Raw genomic sequence first — 18,929 nt, forward strand, 5'->3', positions numbered from 1 at the left:
AGCAGTTCGTCGGCCGCAGGCGAGAACCAGCTCGCATGTCGCGGCTCCACGGCGAACCCGCCTTCATGGCGCGCCCTCAGCGTGGCGAAGAAGCGCGAGGCCACCGCAGGTTCGAGCGGACGGCTGCGCGGCAGTTGCAGCAGCAGGCACGAAAGTTTCCCGCCCAGGCCATCGACTTCCGAAAGGAATCGCGACAGGCAGGCCGCGCAGCCGCGCAGGGCGCGCTCGTGGCTGATCTCCTGCGGCAGCTTGGCGGTGAAACGAAAGCGCGCCGGCACCGAAGCCGCCCAGCGTTCCCAGGTCTTGCGCTGGTGCGAACGGTAGAAGGAGGAGTTGACCTCGACCACATCGAAACGCGTGGCATAGCGCGCGAGCATGGATTCCCCCTCGCCGAATAGCGCCGCGTACTGGCGCGGGATCGACCAACCCGCGCAGCCGATGCGCAGGTTCCGGGGCAGGCGAAGCGGAGGCGCGGACATTCCCGATTTTTAGCTCGGCGCCGCGCGCCAGCCGCGACGCCTCGTCGCGATCGGGGCGGCCGACGACGGCGGCCGCGTCGGCGCCGAAAACGCAAAGGAGGGCAACCAGGAAAATGCTGCGTTGCGGGGACATCGCGACTCCTCGGGGCTGGGGCCATCAATGGATGCGCGGGCAGGGCCCTTGGTCGCAGCCGCTCTTAACAAGGCCCGGAAATTCGGTGGTATCGTTGATCCACTTGGTAGCCCCCGATGCCAAACACCAGTTTTGCGTCGGGAGGATCTTCGCATGCGCATGGCCAAGGGCTTCACCCTGATCGAACTGATGATCGTGGTCGCGATCATCGCCATCCTGGCCGCCATCGCCATCCCGGCCTACCAGGATTACGTGATCCGCTCGCAGGTCTCCGAGGGCGCCGTGCTCTCCGATGGCGCCAAGACCGCCGTTGCGGAGTTCTACAACAACAAGGGCCACTTCCCGACCACGAACACCTCCGCCGGCTTGGCAAGTGCTCTCTCGATCAAGGGCAAGTACGTCACCCAGGTCGATGCCGCTAACGGCCTCATCACGGCGACGTTCGGTAACGAAGTCAACGACAAGGTGGCAACGAAGGTGCTGGTGTTCTCCGCCGTACCGGGCGAAGGCAGCATCACCTGGAACTGCAAGGCCGCTGCTGGCACCAACGTGGACCAGAAGTACCTGCCGACCGCTTGCCGCGACTGATTCTCTCGCAGCATGATTCAGAAGGGCCGCCATGCGCGGCCCTTCTGCTTTTCGGAACGACATGAAACGTCTGTGGGGATATCCCGCATTGGCCACCCTGGCCATGCTGCTGCTGACAGGCTTGGCGTACTGGCCCGGCCTGTCAGGCGGCTTTCTGTTCGATGACTATGCCAACCTGCCTGCGCTGGGCGCCACGGGCCCCGTGGGAGACTGGAACGGGTTCTGGCGGTACATCACCTCCGGGCGCGCGGATCCTTTGGGGCGTCCGCTGTCGCTGCTCAGCTTCCTGCTCGATGCCCGCGACTGGCCGGCTGCGCCGCTCCCGTTCAAGCGGACGAACCTGCTTGTCCACCTTGCGAACGCAAGCCTGCTGGCTCGCCTGCTGTATGAGTTATACCGGGCCCGAGCGGTCTGGAACGCGGACCACGACGCTCCTGCGCGACAACAGCGGCTTGCCATTGCCTCCATCCTGGGCGCCAGCTTCTGGGCACTGCACCCGCTCCTGGTGTCGACGACACTTTATGTCGTACAGCGCGAAGCGATGCTATCGACACTATTCACCCTGCTGGGCCTGATTCTATGGCTGCGCGGACGACGCGCACTGCTGCGGGGCGATCGCCTGCGAGGCATAACCTGGATCCTCACCGCGCTGGTGGGCTGCACCGTCCTTGCCATGCTCAGCAAAGCGAACGGCGTACTGCTGCCGGCACTTGCGCTCATCATCGAGCTGGCGCTCTTGAAGGACGCGCACGTCCCGATGAAGGCCGCCACAGCATCCGCTGTCGACCCAACTACCGCAGCATCGAACGACCATCGCCGCATCTACCGTCTCACCATGATGTTGTTCGCTGGTGCGCCGACCCTCGCGGTCACCGCCTACTTGCTGCGCGCGGGACTGATGGGCATGAGCGGCGACATGGAGACCATAAGGCCATGGACGCTGGGGCAACGGCTGCTCACGCAGCCACGCGTGTTGATGGACTATCTCAGGCTGCTGTGGGCGCCACGCCCGTTCACGTCAGGCGTCTTCAATGACCACATCGTGCCATCGACGTCGCTGTTGTCGCCCTGGACGACGCTCCCCGCCTTGATCGCGCTGGTCGGGCTGATCGGCGGCGCCGTCTTATTCCGTCGTCGCTGGCCTGCGATAACGCTCGCCATGGCGTTCTACCTCGTTGCGCAATCGCTCGAGTCGAGCACCATTCCGCTGGAGCTCTATTTCGAACATCGCAACTATCTGCCCGCCATACTCATGTTCTGGCCTCTGGCCCTGTGGCTTTGCGGTGTGACCCAGAGGGGTGCGACTGACTGCTCTCCGGCGCCCCAGAGCGAGCGCGGGCGCACGCGGGCGTCAGCAACCCTGCAATCAACTGGCTTGCGGGCATTCATCGCGCTGCTGCTTCTGGTTGGCCTTGGCAGCATGACCTACGCCCGGGCGAGCCTGTGGGGGAACACAAATCAGCAAGTCATGCTGTGGGCAAGACTAAATCCAGGCTCGGCACGGGCCCAAGTAAGTGCTGCGTCAGTCGAGGCCGCAGAAGGGCGGCCGCTGCAGTCGGTTGCGAGGCTGCAATCACTGCTGAAGCGACATCCGGACGATGTACAGGCCGCTCTTGGCTTGATCACCGCGCGTTGCCGGCAGGGCCACCTGGATGCCATAACCCTTGGCGTCGCAGAGTCGGCACTGGAAAAAACACCCAACACTGGCACGCTTCTCGTCGACTGGTTCGGCAATGCCATCGACCACGCCAGTGATCCGATATGCCCGGACCTCACGCTCAGCACGATCGACAACCTGCTCCGTGTCGCCGCGGGCAACCGACTGCTCACGCGGCAGCCGGGACGCCGCCAGGACCTCCTGTTCCTGCGGGGCCGAATGGCACTGGCAGCGGACGATCCGGCAGCGGCGCTGGCGGCCTTCAACAAAGCGCTGGATCAGCGGGTTTACATTGCCGTGGCACTGAGGCAAGCCGCGATCCTCGGCGCGGCAGGATTCCCGGCGCAGGGCATTGCACACCTCGATCACTATGCCGCCGAACGGCAACTGGCACCGCGACCAGGGCTGGGCATGGCGCGATTGCATGCCTGGGTGCTTGAGCACCAGCACTACTGGGACAACGAGTCCGCAAGGCTTCGTCATACACTGCAGGCTGACCTGCAGGCAAAGCGCGCACCCTCTCCATGATGTCGCTCCGCATTTTTCGCTGGCCAAGCCGCTGGCTCATCCTTCCCGCCCTTGCGCTGACCCTGATCGTCTACTGGCCCGGTCTTTCGGGCAGCTTCGTATTCGATGACTACCCCAATATCGTCGACAACACGGATCTGCACGTCCGCCACCCTGATGCTGCCAGCCTGACGCGGGCGGCCCTGTCCTCGCCTTCCAGCACGCTGAAGCGACCGCTGGCCTCGCTCAGCTTCGCCTTCAACTATCTCGCCACGGGCTTGGAGCCCTATGGCATGAAGCTCACCAACCTGCTTATTCACCTGTTGAACGGCTGGCTGGTCTTCCTGCTTGCGCGTGGCCTGCTGCAGGTCAGCGACGGGGAGCCGCCCGTGAGCGTTGGGGTCGAGCGGCCCGATAACGCCCGCGAGCTGCAGAAAAGCACTCTGTCGGCACTGCTGGCGCTCGGCTGGATGCTGCTGCCGATCAATCTGACGGGCGTGCTCTATGTGGTTCAACGCATGGAAAGCATGGCGAACGCATTTGTGCTGCTGGGCCTGATCGGCTACCTAGCCGGACGACGCCGCATGTTTGCGCACGAGCGCGGGATTCGCCCGTACCTGCTTTGTATTTCAAGCATCTCCTTACCGGCCGCCGTGGGGCTGCTGGCGAAGGAGACCGCGGTGATGCTGCCCCTGTACGCGTTTTTCCTGGAGTGCGTGCTATTCCGCTTTCGCAACGGCCGGGGGGCAGCGAGCGCTCCAGAGAGCGCCGCACCTGCTATTGGAACCTCCGTACAGAAGGCTTCTATCGACCGCCGCATCGTCGCGCTGTTCCTGGTCGTGCTCGCCCTACCGATGGTTGCAGGCTTGGCGCGAATGCTGCCCGCGCTGCTGAAGCCTCAAACCTGGGCTACGCGCGACTTCACCATGCCACAGCGGCTGATGAGCGAAGCACGCATCGTGCTGGACTACATCCGCTGGACCGTGGTGCCCACGCCGGATGCGCTGTCGTTCTATCACGACGACTTTCAGGTTTCGACCGGACTGCTGACGCCGTGGACAACGCTCGCGAGCATCATCCTGCTCGCCGGTCTCGTGTGTGTCGCCCTGTGGATTTGGAAGCGTCGTCCCCTGGTCACGCTGGGCATCGCGTGGTTTCTCGGCTGCCATCTGCTGACAGCGACAATCATCCCGCTGGAACTCATTTACGAGCATCGGAACTACTTCGCGAGCCTGGGGCTCCTCATCGCGATCGTGCCGCTGCTGGGTGCGCCCGTCGATGGACTGGCCTCGACGAAGAGGGATGACCGACCAGGCTCAGCTCGGAGCGTCCGGAACGAAACATCGCAGGCGCTTCCGCTGGCGCTGCCGAGATTCGTCCTGCTGGGCGGGCTGATGCTGCTGTGGATAGCCCAGACGGCGGTCACGGCCTATGCCTGGGGAGATCCGTTGCGGCTGGCTCGCGAGCTTGCCGATAGAGCACCGGCGTCTCCTCGCGCCCAGTACGAGCTCGGGCGCACCTATATCGTCTACTCCCACTACCAGCCCGACTCGCCATTCATCCACCTGGCGCAAGCGCCACTGGAGCGCGCCATGGCCCTGCCGGAAAGCTCCATCCTTCCGGAACAGGCGCTGATCTTCCTGAACGCCATGATGCATCTGCCACTGAAGGAAGCATGGTGGACGAGCATGGTCACCAAGCTTGAGAGGAAGCCTCCGGGTGTACAGGACGAGAGCTCGCTTGCCGCCCTGACCAAGTGCGCGGTACGAGGCACCTGTGATCTGCCCCGCGGGCATATGGTGGCTGCGTATCTTGCCGCGCTGGGACATCCCAACCCAAACGCCAGACTGATGGCCTCCTACAGCGACTATGCGTGGAATGTTCTTCATGATCATGAGCTTGGCCTGCGCATGGCCTTGGCGGCCGAAGCAAAAGAGCCTGCGACAGCGGCCTACGCCATCACGGTCGCACGCATGCAGCTGGCCGAAAAGGACTACCGCAATGCCAGGTCGACCATCCTTAGACTGCAGTCTCTAAACACTGCAGGCAGCCTCGATCGAGACATAGCGCGGCTGCGGGAACAACTTCCAGCGAAGTAGCTGGCGGAGCTCGGCTCCGCCTGCATTACGCTTCGGTCACCGCCGCACCATTCCAGACCCGGGATTCCTCGACGTGCCAGGCAAAACCATCCTCACCAAGGCAGATCTCGCCATAAACGGGGCAGATCCGGCGTTTGCCGAGCCCCTGCATGTCGGGCGCCCGAACATTGGCAGCAGGGAAGATTTTCTTGAGCGGGTCAACAGCATTCTCGACAGCCGTTGGCTTAGCAACAACGGCCCCGTCGTGCAGGAATTCGAGAAGCAGGTAGCCGCCTACCTTGGCGTGAAGCACTGCATCGCGATGTGCAACGGCACGGTTGCGCTGGAGATTGCGATTCGCGCGCTGGGCTTGACGGGCGAGGTGATCGTGCCTGCCTACACGTTCATTGCCACGGCCCATGCGCTTCACTGGCAAGGCATCACGCCCGTCTTCGCCGATATTGATCCAGATACCCACAACCTGGATCCGGGCGCTGTACGGCGAATGATCACACCGCGCACGAGCGGCATCATTGGCGTACACCTGTGGGGCCGCGGCGCGCCGGTCGACGAGCTACAGGAAATCGCCGACGAGCACGGCCTGAAATTGATGTTCGACGCCGCGCATGCATTCGGCTGCAGCTACAAGGGGCAGTCTATCGGCCGCTTCGGCGCATGTGAGGTCTTCAGCTTTCACGCTACCAAGTTCTTCAATACCTTCGAAGGCGGCGCAATTACTACCGACGATGACGCATTGGCTGAAACGATGCGGCTTATGCGCAATTTCGGATTCCAGGGGTATGACAATGTCATTCACCCCGGGACCAACGGAAAGATGGTCGAGATATGTGCGGCCATGGGTTTGACAAATCTCGCTCATCTCGCCGCAGTCATCGACGCTAATCGACGCAATTACAGAGCTTACGCAGATGTCCTCGCCGGGCTGCCAGGAATCCGACTGCTTCCCTACGACGGAGTCGAGCGCAATAATTTCCAGTACGTCATCGTGGAGATCGGTCAGGATTGCCTCGTCGACCGAGACGAGATCGTGGCCGCACTGCACGCCGAGAACATCCTGGCACGCAAGTACTTCTGGCCGGGGTGTCACAAGATGAAGCCTTATCGCGAACTGTTCCCCCACGCGGGCCTGGTGCTTGGACAGACCAACGCAGTCGCAGCGCGCGTCGTGGTACTTCCCACCGGATCCATGCTGCACGAAGACGAGGTAGCCACTATTGGCAGCGTCTTTCGCGTTCTTGCAGCCAGCGCGTAATGCGGCCTGAGATGACCAGACCCTGCTCGTTCATTGTATTCAGCGGTGGAAATGACAGGGCGGTGGTCGCCTTCCTGCGGGTACTGGCAATGTGTGGAGAGCGAGCCTTTATTGTTGCGCGCACTGCGCACGACCGGATTTTTCATACAAAATTCCGGAGGGACGTCGTCTGTATCCGTGAGACAGAGGAGCTCTCGCTGGACATCTTCATGACGTGCGTTGCGCGCGCGCGACTAGTGGCGGGACAACGCACGCTCGTGGTTCTGCCCTCGTCGGAGTACTTCAACCATTTCCTTTTTCAACACCGCGCAACGATCGAAGACCAAGGCTGCCAAATCCCACTGGTTGACGAGGCGATCTACAGTCGCCTGACCAACAAGCGGGAGGCGGCAAGCTTTTTTGCCAACGCAGGCATCAGCGTTCCCGCCGAGATAAGCGGGCGCGCCGCCCTTTCACCACCGATAGTCGCCAAGCCGCTTGCGAACGTGAGCAGCAAGGGAACATCGCTCTACCCGGCGCTGCTATTGACGAAAGACGATGTCCACCGGTTTCGGCAATCCAACAAGTGCGACGACTTCTTTTTCCAAGAGTACGTCAGTGGAGACAGCATCTACCTGTTGACCTATCTCTCGTCGGCCACTCGCATTGAGCTTGCCTGGTCCCAAAGGAACCTGCTGCAGCAGCCGGACGGAAAGTCCATGCTGCTGGCGGAGCCGAGCACATTTCATGAGTCAGTTCTAGCCCGTCAAATCGTGCAGTTGCTGAGGACTTCCGGCTTTGCCGGGCTGGGGATGATCGAGCTCATCCAAAATGGAGATCGAACGGTTTTCATAGAGATGAATCCGAGGCTATGGGGCCCGATCCAATTTTGCACGGATCAAGGCCAACCTCTGTTGCAAGCATTCATCGGTGATTGCCTATACGGCGATCCGCACCGCTACATTGGCATCAATGCTGGCAGGCGCCGGCCCCGATATGCCTGGATTGGGGGGCTACTAGAAACGCTGGCATCGCGCCGCCTGCCGGTATGGCATGGAGCCCGCCTTTCCTGGGCGCGGGTCCTTATCGATGGGCTGCAAAGCGACGTCTACCTGCGCAAAGATTCCTGGCGCTGCTTCTTTCACGAGCTTTGGCAATCAGCAATAAAGGCACTGCATGACCGACCACATAAAAACTGAACTGCAGACGCTTTACGCGGACGCATCGAAGCACTCCACCTACCAGAGCATTCCGGAATTCGTATCTGCAGAGCTCGGCTATTCGGAGACCATTGATGAACAGTGGCGTGGGGACAAGTCGAGGCTGAGCTATCTTCTCGCCGCAAGGCAACCCGGCGACGGTGAGCACTGGGGCGACTTCGGAGCAAACACTGGCTTCTTCACACTCAGCCTGGCAAAGCTCTACCCACGTGCACGATTCACCGCCATTGAAGCCAATCCAAACCACGCACTTTTCATCCAGCGCATCGCGGAGTACTTCAACCTCACCAACGTTAGCGTAATCAATCGCGCCATAGGACTGCGGCAACTGCTCGAGATCCCGTGCTTCGACTTTCTTCTTCACTTGAATGTGCTGCACCACGCAGGGCACGACTTTGATCGCGACTTGCTTGAGCAGCGCGAAGACTTTACGGCCTACGCCACACAATACTTGGACCTGCTTCGATCACGAGCGCGGGGCCTGGTGTTTCAGCTCGGAAGCAACTGGGGCGGCGACAAGACTCAACCAATCATCGGTGTCAGCGAAGACACTGCCAAGCTGCGCTTGTTCGGAAGCTGGCTGAAGCGCGCCGGGTGGTTCGTGACATCAGTGGCTTACCCGTCCCGAAACGGAGACGGCTCGCTCAGCTACCGGAATCTTGCGCCGCAAGGAAATCCCCCGAACGTCCAGGTGGACGAGCTTCCGGAGGATGTGCTCGACGAAGCCATCAGTAAATTCGAACTGGAACGGTTCCGCGGGGAATTCAATCGCAGGCCACTGTTCTTCTGCTCACACCCGAAGCGCTAAGTGAGTCCGACACGTCAGCCATCGTCCGGCGGTTAAGGCGATGAGCCATCTAAGGGGCACAAGTACCCGCATGACATCGCCAGGCCCGGCCAGCACAACGGGTATGACCGTCTGCAGCGTCGCCATCCAGGCGCAGCAGCTTTTGGCGGCACGCCATCATGTGATGCTGAATCAACGGATACATTGCAAACTCCTGTGGCCGACCATGACTGTCCGGATGGTCAACTAGCCTGTGCCTCACTTAACCACCACCATGATGGAGCGCGCCAGCAAGGCTGCTTGGTGGAGCGCCATTGAGATCGCTGCGCGCTTCGGCGTGCAAGTGGCGGTGATGGTACTGCTGGCGCGACTCCTCAGCCCCTCGGACTTCGGCCTGATTGCCATGGTGCTGGTGTTCACCAGCATGGGGGCCTTGTTGGCGGATTCGGGCTTCGGTACGGCGCTGATCCAGCGGCAGCGGACCACCGATGACGACGAAACGACTGTCTTCCTGTTCACCACCGGGACAGCACTGCTGCTCGCCAGCCTACTGTGGCTACTGGCCCCCGCTATCGCCACGTACTTTCATCAGCCGAGGCTCGCTGCGCTGATCCGGGTCATCGTGATGGTTCTGCCGCTGGGGGCGCTCGCTGCGGTACCCGATGCGCTACTCACCATGCAGCTTCGCTTCAAGGAGCGCACCAAGGCTGAGCTATTCGCGTCCATCGCTTCCGCCGTCGTCGCCCTCGGTCTGGCCTGGGGCAACTATGGTGTATGGAGCCTGGTGTGGCAGGCCATCGTACTTATTGGCATGCGTGCCCTGCTGCTCTGGGTCTACTCTCGCTGGCGGCCCAGGGGTCATTTCAGGATGGCGTCCTTCCGCAGTCTTTCTGGCTTCGGCATCTATATGCTGATGTCAGGGTTGTTGGACACCCTCACCCTCCGGCTGCAGGCTCTACTTATCGGAAAACTGTTCGATACCGCACAGCTGGGTTACTACACGCTGGCGCAGAACACACAGCAGGCGCCCACCTCTTTCATGGGAAACCTGCTCAATCGAGTAGGGCTCCCGGTGTTTTCCGCAGTCGGTGATCAGCCGCATAAGCTGCTTGGGGCGCTTCGTCTGTCGATGCGCCTGGCCATGTTCATCTTTGTCCCAAGCATGCTGGGCCTGGCCGTCATTGCGAGGCCACTAACACTTCTTTTGTACGGCCCGAAATGGACTCCCGCCGCGTCACTGCTGAGCATTCTCGCGCTGAGCGCAGCGCTTTGGCCGTTACATGTGCTCAACCTCGCAGCAGTGAGCGCACAGGGCCGATCGGACTTGTTCTTTCGTCTTTCGCTGGTCAAGAAGACCCTGGCGATCGGGTTGATTCTGCTAGGCAGCTTAGGCGGTCCTGTAGCGATAGCCGGCGCCGTACTCGCTGCTAGCGTCCTCTCTGCCGTCATCAACGCACATTACTCGAAGGTGCTCCTGGGTTACGGCATTGCAGCCCAGATTGCAGATCAAAGAGCAACGTTCGGACTTTCCCTTTTGGCAGCCGCGACCGGCTGGAGCGTCATTCATTGGCTACCCGCCAGCACAATGACCACCGCACTGGCAATTTTTCTCGCCGCCGCGCTTTACCTGACCATGGCTGCTGTCACGAAGAACAGCGCGCTGGGCGAGCTGGTTACGCTGCTAAAGAACCTGCGTGGCGGGAAAGCCCCCACCGGCGCCAAGAAACCTACGGTGTCGTCATGACCGCCCCCCCCCAAGTCAGTGTCTGCGTTCTCACTTATAACCAGCAACGCTACATCCGGACATGCCTTGAGAGCGTTCTGGAGCAGCGGCACGACGTGCGAATGGAGATTCTTGTCGGCGATGACTGCTCCGATGACGGCACCAGCGAGATCGTCGCCGAGTTCGCCGCGGCCCATCCCGATCTGATTCGTCATCTTCGTCATTCTCCGCAGGTCGGCGCATCAGGAAATACCCAGGCCGTGCTGGCCCATGCCAGTGCCCCGCTTATTGCCAGGCTGGACGGCGATGACTATTGGCTGCCTGGAAAACTCCTGCGGCAAATGGACTACCTGGATGCACACCCCGAGTGCGCAGCGGTCTATACCAATGCGAAAACCGTCCGCGAAGACGGAAAACCTATCGGGTTGTTCAATGACGTCGGAGACGCTGTGTTCGATCTTGCTGGGGTAGTGCGCAGGGGTAACGTATTCAACAACAGCTCCGTGATGTTTCGAGCACAAAGCGTACCGCCGTGGCTGGCAATAGCGGAGCCGATGATCGATTACCGAGTGCACCTGCTGCACGCCAGTTTCGGCCTGCTGGGCCACCTCGCCGAGCCATTGACGGTTTACCGGGTAAATGCGTCGGGCTCACTGGTCAACCAGACCAACGATCGGGTGCGCGCACTTTATTGGGAGGCCTTGACGCGCGTGCCCAAGGGCAGCATCGACGAGGGCGATGTCGCTGCGGGAATGGCGGACTTCTTGCGCCGAGTGATCTTCCGCGCGGTACGGACTCGACGACTCGCGCTCGTTACGGAATGGGTCCCCCGTGTATTCGCAGCAGCACCGGCGGGAACTCTTGAAATGTCCGCCCGCTTAGCTGCTTCCATCGCCCGCTCGGCCTATGTGGAGCTCCGCGGGCGAATGGTCAGAAATCGTGCTCCGATCTTGTATCGACACTAGCCCCAGAGGCCCAGGCGCTTCGTGCTGGCACCCGTAAGGGCACCGCGCTTCACCCCATTGCGCCGTGCATCGGTTTGCTCACCTGACTACCGGCTTGCCGTGCCGATACAGCAGACGTAGCTTGTGCGGAAACAGGGTGAACGGCTGTACATATTCCCGAAGGCTGACGGACCTGAGGCTCTGCCGCAGGCTACGCCGCCTTATCAGAACGCGGATGTCCTTCAGCACCGCCCGGATGGCGGCTCCGTAGATTTCTGTCCAGATGCTTCGCTTCCTGGCCAGCAGTGCCATTACCACCCCCTCGATCGCCAGAAACAGCAGGTGGAGTCCGAGCAATGGCCAGACCACCGAAGTTGGCGTGCAAATGAACAAGACCGCGGTCTTGTTTCGTTCGCTCAGCTGACGACGGCGAAAGGTGGTGAGCAATTTTCCCGCGCGGGGCTTGTTCCCGCCGAAGCTGGCTCCCTGGCGATGTCGGTAGCCGCTGGCCGCAGCCACCTGCACACGTGCCCCCGACAAACGTGCGGTGCAGCAGAGAAACATGTCCTCGGCGATCGAGCCCATCCACTCGGGCAGGCCCCCGAGTGCATGCCAGAGGGATCGCGGCATGAAGAGGCAAGCGCCGATGACCATCCCGACGTCCCCTCGCGATGCATCAAGGTTAGGCACGGGGTTGTAGAACGGATCCAGCAGAAGACCTCGATCCACGAGGATCCCGGTTTCCCAGTCGTACTGGGGCAAGGTGAGGACAGCCGCGCGGTCTGGTGCGGCGGCGACAGCATCAAGCAGCGTACGCAGCCCGTCAGGGAACAGCGCAGCGTCGTTGTTAAGCAACAGAACATAGGTGCCGCGCGCGTGCTCCACCATTCGGTTGTTGCTGATGCAGAAGCCCACGTTCACTGCACTCGCGAGGATTTCGACTTGGGGATACCGCTCCCTGAGGAGGGCCACCGACCGATCGGTTGACGCATCGTCATGGACAATGATTTCAATGCAACCTCCGTCCACCTGACCCAGGATGGAGTCGATGCAATCGACAAGCAGATGCTCACCGTTGAAGTTGGCGATGCATACCGAGCAGTCGGGTGCCGAGGGCCTGCTCAGCGCTGCGTAGTGGTGAACCATTCCCATGTCCGCCTCAGTCCCGCCTCAAGAGTGACCGCCGGTTTCCAGTCGTAAGCATTGCGTACTTCTGACGAATCCAGGACAACGCAATTGGCATCGACCGCACGGCTCGCCTCATAGATACGCCTGAGGCGCTTGCCTGACGCATGCTCCATGACTGCAAGCAGATTCCGCAGGCTCACCCCTTCCCCGCTACCTGCGTGGAACATGCGGGCACCGCTTGGCATGGGCGTTGCGATCATCTTGAGGCAAAGCGCAACGAGGTCGTCGATGAACAAGTAGTCGCGTACCGACGAGCCATCACCCCAAACAGTCAGCGTCTCGTCTTTCAGCATGCGCGCAAAAGCTGTCGGGACTATCCCGAACCCGGTCCGCGCCGCCTGGCCTGGTCCATAGACGTTGGAGGGCCGAAGAATGGTCGCCGACGTGCGGAACTGGCTGGTCCAGGCAGAGATGAAACTCTCGGCTGCGACTTTGCCTGCACCGTGGTAGGAGCGCGGATCGGGAGGCGCCTTTTCCGATACGCCGGTTGGAGCACTGGACGCGTAGAGACACCCTCCCGAACTCAAATAGAGCAAGCCTCTATCAGGAAACGACTGCATCGCCTGAAGCAATGCCAGCGTCGGGTAGAGATTGCCCGTGATCTCCGCAAGGGGAAGCCCGGCCGAACTCGCCGGAGTTGAATTGGAGGCCACATGGACAACAGTCTGACTGCGCGCCAGGAGCGGCCTGAAATCTTCTGCTGCGCGAAGTTCGCCGACGACCTGCTCCACGCCGTCGTGGTCAAAATTCGCCGCATGACGACTCACTGCGATTACGGGTCGTCCTGCGGCGGCCAGCGCCTGCACGAGACGCCGGCCGATGAACCCCCCGGCTCCAAGCACCATCACGCTGCCAACCGTCATGCGCCCTCCCCCAGGAGATCGCTGTATATGCGGAGGTAGCGCTGGGCACAGTCGTCCCAGGTGCCCACCTCGCGGGCTGCCCATGCCCGGGCAGCTTCTCCGAGGCGAACATTGACGTCTACATTCTCGATCAATGCCAGCGCCCGACCGAGCGCATCGATCGAATTGCACAGCGCGCCGGTTTCATTGTCGGCCACCAGCGACGCATGTGCCGGCATGTCGGAAGCGATAATCGGAAGACCGGAGGCCATGGCTTCCAGCATGACCTGCGGCCTGCCCTCGGCATGCCGGCTGAGGGTAATCAGCCCACAGGCGCTAGGGAACCATTGCGCCGCGAGCGTCTCCGGCGTCGCGGCACCGTGATAGTGCACCCATGTCGGAACATCGATGGGCTCCTGCATTGGCCCGAAAAGATGCAACTCGCGACCGGTCGCGCCAAAGAATCGGTAGCCCCAGGAAAAAAGGTCGCCAAGCTTGTCTGCGGTGAGTCGGGTAATTGCCAGCCATCGCGCGGGCGATCGCGTCTCGTAGCAGCGCTTCACCCTGTACCAACTGGGGTCGATTCCAAAAGAGACCGGGACGATTTGGGCAATGTCGCCGAATGCGGCGTGCAGAGGGACCGACATCCACTGTGCATTCGGGCAGAGCACGACGCGACGCCGCCGCATGATCCGACGCATGAGCAGCCGCATCATCGGCACACGCAGGAGTTTCAGATCGTTACCGAGCACCGAAATGACCGCCGGCCGGCCGTTTTCGGGGAGTGGTAGCGCGCACTGCAGCCAATTGATGTGATAAACGTCCACATCGCTTGATCGCCGATAAACATCGCGGAGCAGCCGCAACAACAAAAGCGGGGCAAGCCATCCTCTGAGCCCTCCTTTCCGCATCAGATGCGACACCCCACCAGCATCAAGAAGCCCCCTCAGCCAGACCGATTCCCGCACCGACATGACCTGCTCGGCCGCAGCCGGCAAGTCGCCAGGTGGAAGCCATACCTTGAGCCGAATCCCGGCTACCCGTGCGAGCGCACCCACGAGGTGCCGCATGAATATGCCACGCCAATCGCCGGCGTTCGCGGGGTACGAGGTGCTTATCAGCAGGACGCGAACAGGATGCTTGCTCACGCCTGTTCCACTGTATTGCGGCGACTGTCGCCCAAGCCCAAGCTCGAACCGCGCAGGGGGGAGTTGCCCGCGATGACCCAGGACAACTCAACCATCGCGGCGATAGGTGAGGTTGGTGATCTGCTCGGAGACGAGCCCGATGAGAAATACGATTACTGCGGCACTCCACAATAACGTGCTGCCGTTGGTAAGACGCCCGCCATGCAGAAAGGTCCATGCGTAGTTGGCGCAGCCAAGCAGGAAAAACATTGCGCTCGCCGGTACGAACAACTTCAGCGGGGAGTACAGGGTGGCGATCTTGAAGATGATCAGCAGGAATCGCAGACCGTCGCGCAGGGGACGGATGTGGCTGGTGGTGCCGTCGCGCTGCGCGACGTGGATGGGCTCGTACGCAACCGGATAGGCGCTGCGGAAGAACGCCATCGTGCTGGTGGTGGGGTAGCTGAACCCGTTCGGCAGCAGGTGCAGGAATTCACGAAACTTGTCTGCCCGCACCGCGCGGAAACCCGAGGTGAGGTCATCGACCTTGTGCCCGGTCATGCGCGAAGCGAGCCAGTTGTAGAACGTGTTGGCAAGTCCGCGCCCCACCCCGGCCTGCCCCTCCCAGGCCCGCGCACCCACGACCATGTCGTAGCCCTCCGCCAGGCGGCTCACGAGGCGTGAGACGTCAGCCGGATCGTGCTGGCCATCGCCGTCCATGAACACCAGCACATCGCCGGAGGCTGCCCGCGCACCGCGCTTTATAGCAGCGCCGTTGCCCATCGAATACGGCGACTCGAGACGGCGCACGCCCGCGTCGCTGCAGACTGCCGCGGTGTGGTCGGTGGAACCATCGTCCACGACCAGCAGCTCGGCCGCCGGATACAGCTCGCGTAGCCTGGGCAAGAGCGCAACGAGCGCGCCCGCCTCGTTTTTGGCGGGAAGGATGATGCTGACGTTCAAGCGATGGCGCCCCCGTGAAACCTGCCGCGGATCATAACGTGGGCCGCAAGGCTGCGCCGCGGCCGGCGGCGTGGAATCACGCCGGCGGTGTCGCTAGCACTGCCTTTGCCGCTGCTGGCTCCCAGCTGCAGCCGCCTGGACCGGGTGCACCACCGGAAACGAGACTTGCGACAGATGATCTGGCTGGTAGAGTGGGGTAAATTCCACGTTAATCAGCGAGCTGGGGCCAACTTCACCATGTCTTCTCAAGTACAGCAGGCGTCGCTTGCAGGGCTGTCCGGCATGGCGCGGCGGCTGGTGTCCGAGGGCGTCCTCCCCGAAGCCGAAGTTCGCAAGGCGGTCGTTGATTCCGCCCAGGCGAAGTCGACGCTGGCGGCGTGGCTGCTGGATCGCCATATGGTGGACAGCGCGCGTTTCACCCAGGTGGCGTCAGTTGAGTTCGGCATGCCGATGATGGACGTCGCTTCGCTGTCGCCCGCTAGCATGCCGCTGAACTTGATCAGCGAGGCGTTGATCAGCAAGCACAAGGCGCTGCCGTTGTTCCGGCGCGGCAAGCGACTTTACGTTGGCATCGCTGATCCGATGCAGTCGCATGCACTGGACGACATCAAGTTCCACTCCAACTGCATGGTCGAACCGATCCTGGTCGACCGTGCGCAGCTGCTGCGCGCAATTGAAACCGCGCTCACCGCGATGAACAACACCGTCACCGACATGGGTGACAGCGATCTGGACGACCTCGCACTCGAGACCAGCGGCGGTGACGACGAGCCCGAGAGCACCGGCATCGACGCCAGCGGCACCGATGACGCGCCGGTAGTGAAATTCGTGAACAAGGTGCTGGTGGACGCGATCCGACGCGGTGCGTCGGATATCCATTTCGAGCCGTTCGAGAGCCAGTACCGGGTGCGTCTGCGCATGGACGGCATGCTGCGCGCCGTAGCCAGTCCGCCGATGAAGCTCGCCAACCGGATTTCCTCGCGACTGAAGGTGATGGCGCAGCTGGACATCGCAGAGAAGCGCGTGCCGCAGGACGGGCGTATCAAGCTGAACCTGTCCAAGAGCCGCGCGGTGGACTTCCGCGTAAGCACGCTGCCGACGCTGTTCGGCGAGAAGATCGTGCTGCGTATCCTGGACGGGTCGGCGGCCAAGATCGGCATCGAAAAGCTGGGTTACGAGCCGGAGCAGCAGAAACTCTACGTGGATGCCATCCACAAACCCTACGGCATGGTGCTGGTTACCGGCCCGACCGGCTCGGGCAAAACGGTGTCGCTTTACACCGCGCTCAACATGCTCAATACCGCCGAGCGCAACATCTCGACGGTGGAGGACCCGGTGGAAATCCGCGTCGAGGGCATCAACCAGGTGCAGCAGAACGTCAAGCGAGGGATGACCTTTGCTGCGGCATTGCGCTCGTTCCTGCGCCAGGATCCGGACGTGATCATGGTCGGCGAAATCCGCGACTTGGAAACGGCCGAAATCGCGATCAAGGCGGCGCAGACAGGCCACATGGTGCTTTCGACGCTGCACACCAACGACGCCTCGCAGACCATCGCGCGGCTGATGAACATGGGCATTGCCCCGTACAACATCACCTCGTCGGTAACCCTGATCGTGGCGCAGCGCCTCGCGCGCCGCCTGCACGAGTGCAAGAAGCCGATCGAGCTGCCGCCGGAGGTCCTGCTGGCCGCCGGCTTCACCCAGCAGGACATCGACGAGGGGCTGACCATCTTCGAGGCGGCCGGCTGTGATTCGTGCAACGAGGGCTACAAGGGCCGCGTCGGCATCTATCAGGTCATGCCGATGCTCGAAGATATCCAGAAAATCGTGCTCAAGGGCGGCAATGCCATGCAGATTGCCGAGGTGGCCCGCGAGGCCGGCATCGACGACCTGCGGGCATCGGCGCTGCGCAAGGTGAAGAACGGGCTGACCAGCCTCGCCGAGATCGACCGCGTGACCAAGGACTGACAGGCCACGGCGATTGTGGCCCGGGACACACTGCTGCTGCGGGCAGGGGCACGGATTTTGGCGCTGAAAATGCAATAAGCTGGCAGGATCTGATCGGCCTTCGGCCGGTCCAGGGTGGGCATTAGGGGGAAACCGCATGGCTACGGCTACTGCAACGGCAAAGAACGCGCGAAACCTGGGCGCCCAGCGCGCCCAGGTAAGCCAGACGACCATGTACGACTGGGTCGCCCTGGACAAGCGCGGCAAGCGCATGAAGGGCGAGATGCCGGCGAAGAACGCTTCGCTGGTGAAGGCCGAACTGCGTCGACAGGGAATGAACCCGCAGACCGTGCGGGAGCGTGCCAAACCGCTCTTCGGCGCGAGCGGGAGTACCGTAAAGCCCCGCGACGTGGCCATCTTCAGCCGCCAGATCGCCACCATGATGGCCTCGGGCGTGCCGATGGTGCAGTCGTTCGAAATCATCGCGGACGGCCAGAAGAACATCCGCTTCAAGAACATGCTGGTGGACGTCAAGCAGGGCATCGAGGGCGGTGCTTCGTTGAACGAGGCGCTCGCCAAGTACCCGGTGCAGTTCGACGAGCTCTACCGCAACCTGGTGCGCGCAGGCGAGTCTGCGGGTGTCTTGGACACCGTGCTGGACACGGTCGCCACTTACAAGGAGCGGATGGAGGCCATCAAGAGCAAGATCAAGAAGGCTCTGTTCTACCCCGTCATGGTGCTCGCCGTGGCCTTGCTTGTGAGCATGATCTTGCTGCTGTTCGTGGTTCCAGTGTTCGAGGAAACCTTTCGCCAAGCAGGTGCCGAGCTGCCAGCGCCGACGCAGGTTGTGATTTCTGCGTCCAAGTTCATGCAGAGCTACTGGTGGCTGGTTATCGGCAGCATTGTTGGCGGCATCGTGGCGCTCACCATGGCCAAGCGCCGGTCCACCAAGTTCGCCCATTTTCTCGACCGGCTGATGCTGAAGCTGCCCGTGATCGGCAACATCCTTCGGCAATCGGCGATCGCCCGCTTTGCCCGCACGCTTGGCGTCACATTCCGCGCGGGTGTGCCGCTGGTGGAGGCTCTCGACGCCGTGGCCGGCGCCACCGGCAGCATCGTCTACGGAGACGCCATCCGGCTGATGCGCGACGACATCGCAGTGGGTCACCAGCTGCAATTGGCAATGCGCCAGACCGGCCTGTTTCCCAACATGGTGGTGCAGATGACGGCCATCGGTGAGGAATCCGGTGCCTTGGACAACATGCTGTTCAAGGTGGCCGAGTTCTACGAGGAGGAGGTCAACAACGCGGTCGACACCCTGTCGACCCTGCTGGAACCGCTGATCATGGTGATCCTGGGCGTGCTGGTCGGCGGCATGGTGGTATCGCTCTACCTGCCGATCTTCAAGCTCGCAGGCACCGTGTAAGCTTCGCCTCCGAAGCCCCTCTCCCGCCGGGAGGGGGGCTTTTTGCTTTTTTGTGCTGCAGGAAAACG

At 61.9% G+C, this 18,929-nt stretch carries 15 protein-coding genes; 10 read left to right on the plus strand and 5 right to left on the minus strand.

Annotated features, from left to right (window positions below; genetic code table 11):
• Window positions 1-479: DUF72 domain-containing protein (locus VFG40_RS13275; RefSeq protein WP_324898248.1), on the minus strand; the 479-nt coding region annotated here is incomplete at its 3' end.
• Between the two features lie 286 nt (window positions 480-765).
• Here VFG40_RS13275 and VFG40_RS13280 point away from each other — a divergent pair.
• The 8 genes from VFG40_RS13280 (at window position 766) to VFG40_RS13315 (ending at window position 11,389) form a co-directional block, all read left to right on the plus strand.
• Entirely contained in the window at window positions 766-1,200 is a 435-nt protein-coding gene (locus tag VFG40_RS13280) for a pilin (RefSeq protein ID WP_324898250.1), read from the plus strand.
• Between the two features lie 61 nt (window positions 1,201-1,261).
• A complete protein-coding gene (locus tag VFG40_RS13285) occupies window positions 1,262-3,385 on the plus strand; it encodes a tetratricopeptide repeat protein (protein ID WP_324898252.1) in 2,124 nt (707 codons plus the stop codon).
• Complete coding sequence (locus VFG40_RS13290; protein WP_324898254.1) at window positions 3,382-5,463, plus strand: hypothetical protein; 2,082 nt, start codon at window positions 3,382-3,384, stop codon at window positions 5,461-5,463. The genes VFG40_RS13285 and VFG40_RS13290 overlap by 4 nt, the downstream gene beginning before the upstream one ends.
• Window positions 5,464-5,536: 73 nt before the next feature.
• Window positions 5,537-6,715 (plus strand): DegT/DnrJ/EryC1/StrS family aminotransferase, encoded by a 1,179-nt coding sequence (locus tag VFG40_RS13295; protein WP_324898256.1) that lies wholly within the window; start codon window positions 5,537-5,539, stop codon window positions 6,713-6,715.
• Window positions 6,716-6,777: 62 nt separating this feature from the next.
• Window positions 6,778-7,893, plus strand: a complete 1,116-nt coding sequence (locus VFG40_RS13300) for a hypothetical protein (protein WP_324898258.1) — start codon at window positions 6,778-6,780, stop codon at window positions 7,891-7,893.
• Window positions 7,871-8,722 carry a class I SAM-dependent methyltransferase gene (locus VFG40_RS13305; RefSeq protein WP_324898260.1) on the plus strand — a complete coding sequence of 284 codons (852 nt, stop codon included), beginning with the start codon at window positions 7,871-7,873 and terminating at the stop codon, window positions 8,720-8,722. The genes VFG40_RS13300 and VFG40_RS13305 overlap by 23 nt, the downstream gene beginning before the upstream one ends.
• 253 nt (window positions 8,723-8,975) lie before the next feature.
• Complete coding sequence (locus VFG40_RS13310) at window positions 8,976-10,445, plus strand: lipopolysaccharide biosynthesis protein (RefSeq protein ID WP_324898262.1); 1,470 nt, start codon at window positions 8,976-8,978, stop codon at window positions 10,443-10,445.
• On the plus strand, window positions 10,442-11,389 hold the full coding sequence (locus VFG40_RS13315; RefSeq protein WP_324898264.1) for a glycosyltransferase: 948 nt from the start codon (window positions 10,442-10,444) through the stop codon (window positions 11,387-11,389). The genes VFG40_RS13310 and VFG40_RS13315 overlap by 4 nt, the downstream gene beginning before the upstream one ends.
• A gap of 78 nt (window positions 11,390-11,467) precedes the next feature.
• On the opposite strand, the gene VFG40_RS13320 is transcribed toward VFG40_RS13315, so the two are convergent.
• From VFG40_RS13320 to VFG40_RS13335, 4 genes are all read right to left on the minus strand, one after another.
• On the minus strand, window positions 11,468-12,514 hold the full coding sequence (locus VFG40_RS13320) for a glycosyltransferase family 2 protein (RefSeq protein ID WP_324898266.1): 1,047 nt from the start codon (window positions 12,512-12,514) through the stop codon (window positions 11,468-11,470).
• Window positions 12,490-13,419 carry an NAD-dependent epimerase/dehydratase family protein gene (locus tag VFG40_RS13325; RefSeq protein ID WP_324898268.1) on the minus strand — a complete coding sequence of 310 codons (930 nt, stop codon included), beginning with the start codon at window positions 13,417-13,419 and terminating at the stop codon, window positions 12,490-12,492. The genes VFG40_RS13320 and VFG40_RS13325 overlap by 25 nt, the downstream gene beginning before the upstream one ends.
• Window positions 13,416-14,546, minus strand: coding sequence for a glycosyltransferase (locus VFG40_RS13330; RefSeq protein ID WP_324898270.1), 1,131 nt, complete (start codon window positions 14,544-14,546; stop codon window positions 13,416-13,418). Before VFG40_RS13330 ends, VFG40_RS13325 begins: the two co-directional genes overlap by 4 nt.
• 87 nt (window positions 14,547-14,633) lie before the next feature.
• A complete protein-coding gene (locus VFG40_RS13335) occupies window positions 14,634-15,488 on the minus strand; it encodes a glycosyltransferase family 2 protein (RefSeq protein WP_324898272.1) in 855 nt (284 codons plus the stop codon).
• A 237-nt stretch (window positions 15,489-15,725) separates the two neighbouring features.
• Between VFG40_RS13335 and pilB the strand changes: the two genes are divergently transcribed.
• Both pilB and VFG40_RS13345 read left to right on the plus strand, forming a co-directional pair.
• Window positions 15,726-17,456 (plus strand): type IV-A pilus assembly ATPase PilB, encoded by a 1,731-nt coding sequence (pilB, locus tag VFG40_RS13340; RefSeq protein ID WP_324898274.1) that lies wholly within the window; start codon window positions 15,726-15,728, stop codon window positions 17,454-17,456.
• A gap of 136 nt (window positions 17,457-17,592) precedes the next feature.
• Window positions 17,593-18,861: a type II secretion system F family protein gene (locus VFG40_RS13345; RefSeq protein WP_324898276.1), complete on the plus strand. Its 1,269-nt coding sequence runs from the start codon at window positions 17,593-17,595 to the stop codon at window positions 18,859-18,861.
• The last annotated feature ends 68 nt before the right edge of the window (window positions 18,862-18,929 follow it).

The organism is Dyella sp. (assembly GCF_035685805.1).
Lineage (GTDB): Bacteria > Pseudomonadota > Gammaproteobacteria > Xanthomonadales > Rhodanobacteraceae > Dyella_A.